The organism is Polynucleobacter sp. 35-46-11 (assembly GCF_002281105.1).
In genome coordinates, this window is the sequence record NZ_NCFJ01000292.1 from 1 (window position 1) to 3243 (window position 3243).

The 3243-nt window shown below is 45.1% G+C and carries 1 protein-coding gene; it reads right to left on the reverse strand.

What is annotated here, in order from left to right:
* Positions 1-213: 213 nt before the first annotated feature.
* A complete protein-coding gene (locus B7Y67_RS13700; protein ID WP_293599130.1) occupies positions 214-2799 on the reverse strand; it encodes a bifunctional aconitate hydratase 2/2-methylisocitrate dehydratase in 2586 nt (861 codons plus the stop codon).
* Between the last annotated feature and the right edge of the window lie 444 nt (positions 2800-3243).

Genomic DNA, 3243 nt, shown 5'->3' on the forward strand with positions numbered 1-3243 from the left:
GCCCGCAATTAGATGTTGAGTGGAAGGAAGTCTCCAAGCGTGCCAAATTGATTATGGAAAAAACAGGTTTACCTACCAATACATGGGCATCTGGCTTAAACCGTGAAAATGCCAATCAAGAGAATAAACTCTGTATTTAATAAAACCAAAATAAGAAAAAGGCGATCAACCGATCGCCTTTTTTATTGCCCCAGATTCAGGGTTGATTAATGCTTAGACTGTCACTGTGTCAGCAACATCACTGAATGACTTAATCTTGTCAAAGTTCATGTACTTATAAACTTCACCAGCTTTTGCATTCAAAGACTCAACTTGCTCGAAGTATTCCTGTGGAGTTGGCAGGCGACCTAAGAGTGCAGCAACGGCTGAAAGTTCAGCAGAAGCTAAGTACACGCGTGTATCGATACCTAAGCGGTTCGGGAAGTTACGAGTTGAAGTAGAGACTGCTGTGGAGCCTTTACGGATCTGAGCCTGGTTACCCATACAGAGTGAGCAACCTGGAGTTTCCATGCGAGCACCTGTAGCGCCCAGAATGCCGTAATAGCCTTCTTCGGTCAAAATCATCTGGTCCATCTTGGTTGGAGGGGCTACCCATAAACGGGTAGGCATATCCTTTTTGCCCTGAAGAACTTGGCCAGCTGCACGGAAGTGACCAATGTTGGTCATGCAAGAGCCGATAAATACCTCATCGATTTTCTCGCCAGAAACTTCAGACAGGAACTTCACGTCATCAGGATCGTTAGGGCAGGCCAAAATTGGCTCTTTAATTTCGCTCATATCGATTTCGATCACTTCGGCATAGTCCGCATCTGCATCAGCCTTAAGCAAATCCGGTTTAGCAATCCAAGCTTCCATCGCTTTGATGCGACGACCTAAAGTGCGCTTATCTTCATAGCCATTTGCAATCATCCACTTCATCAAAGTGATGTTGGAGCGCATGTACTCAATGATTGGTTCTTTGCTTAACTGAATAGCGCAACCAGCGGCAGAGCGCTCAGCAGAAGCATCAGACAATTCAAAAGCTTGCTCAACTTTGAGATCAGGCAAACCTTCAATTTCTAAAATACGGCCAGAGAAAATATTCTTCTTGCCTTGTTTTTCAACAGTAAGCAAACCTTTTTTAATTGCATACAAGGGGATTGCATTAACCATATCGCGCAAAGTGATGCCAGGTTGCATTTTTCCTTTGAAGCGAACCAAGACTGACTCGGGCATATCCAAAGGCATTACGCCAGTTGCAGCAGCAAAGGCAACTAAGCCAGAGCCAGCGGGGAAGGAGATGCCGATTGGGAAGCGAGTATGACTATCGCCACCAGTACCGCAGGTATCAGGCAGAAGTAAACGATTCAACCAGCTATGAATCACGCCATCACCTGGACGTAATGCAACGCCGCCACGGTTAGTCATAAACGCTGGCAACTCATGGTGAGTACGAATATCAACTGGTTTTGGATAAGCGGATGTATGGCAGAAAGACTGCATCACTAAGTCAGCAGAGAAGCCTAAGCAAGCCAAGTCCTTTAATTCATCACGGGTCATTGGGCCAGTCGTGTCTTGTGAGCCGACTGTAGTCATGTGTGGTTCGCAATAAGTGTCTGGGCGTACGCCTTGACCTTCTGGCAATCCACAAGCACGGCCAACCATCTTTTGAGCCAAGCTGAAGCCTTTTTTATTATCGGGCGGGCTAACAGGGATACGGAATTCTGTAGAAGCTGGCAAACCAAGCGCAGCGCGCGCTTTAGCTGTGAGGCCACGACCGACGATCAAAGGAATACGGCCACCTGCGCGAACTTCATCCAAAATGACTGGGGACTTGAGTGAGAAAGAAGCGATTTCTTTACCATTCTTAAATGCTTTACCTTCGTATGGACGCAATTCAATTTCATCGCCCATATTCATATCTGAAACATCGAGCTCGATTGGCAATGCACCAGCATCTTCCATGGTGTTGAAGAAAATTGGAGCAATCTTGGTGCCTAAGCAAACACCACCAAAGCGTTTGTTCGGTACAAATGGAATATCTTGACCTGTCCACCACAATACGGAATTGGTAGCAGATTTACGTGAAGATCCTGTGCCAACAACGTCTCCAACGTAAGCAATTTGGTTGCCTTTCTTTTGGAGAGCTTCAATTTGCTTCATTGGGCCGCGAACACCTGCCTCGTCAGGCTCAATGCCAGGACGTGGGTTCTTCAACATTATGGTTGCATGCAGCGGGATGTCTGGACGACTCCATGCATCAGGCGCTGGAGATAGGTCGTCGGTATTAGTTTCACCAGTGACTTTGAATACGGTGAGCTTCATGCTCTCTGGGACGGCAGGGCGGCTTGTAAACCATTCTGCATTTGCCCAGCTTTGTAGCACTTCTTTGGCTTGTGCATTGCCTTTTTCTGCTAATTCCTGAACATCATGGAAATAGTCGAACATCAATAAGGTTTTTTTCAAGGCCGCTGCTGCAGTAGCTGCACACTCAGAGTCAGAGAGCAATTCCACTAAGGGCTTAATGTTGTAGCCACCCAACATGGTTCCTAGGAGCTCTGTTGCCTTGATACGAGAAATCAAAGGAGTTTTCTCAGTGCCCTTAGCAACAGCATCCAAAAACTCTGCCTTTACTTTAGCTGCCTCATCAACACCTGCAGGCACGCGATTCGTAATGAGCTCAACTAACTCAGCCTCTTTTCCCTTAGGAGGATTTTTCAGTAAGCCAACAAGTTCGGCTGTTTGATCTTTAGTAAGTGGGAGGGCTGGAATTCCAAGGGCTGCGCGTTCGGCAATTTGGGCATTGTAGGCTTCTAGCATCGTGTTTCCTATTGGGTAAGAGTTATCAACAGTAAGGCTAAGCAGGGCTTGTTTCCCTTTACATCTATTGTAATTGCTAATTCATGTCTTATATAAGACTTAATTATCAAAATTCATCAAAATGCTCAAAAAACAGGCAAATTGCGATATGTTTGATGGATTGCAAAAGATTTAAGCAATTGTCCTGATGTTGTGGGGGTTATTAGGAGTTGTTTAGAGAGATTTGAAATCACAAATAAATGCCCAATAGGAAGAAAAATGGTCTCAAAAACTATCTAAAAATTTAATAGCAAGCTCTGAAGCTTGGATGCAGTTGGATGAGGAAAGAATTTATGCCTACAGAGTAGCTATCGTTATAATTACTTTTTCCAACAGAGCTTAAGCGATGACCAAATACGTTTTTGTCACTGGTGGTGTGGTTTCTTCTTTAGGGAAAGGAATCGC

Bases quoted from the DNA above. Each gene is read 5' to 3' on its own strand.
- B7Y67_RS13700 (WP_293599130.1), bottom strand. From the start codon at position 2,799: ATGCTAGAAGCCTACAATGCCCAAATTGCCGAACGCGCAGCCCTTGGA.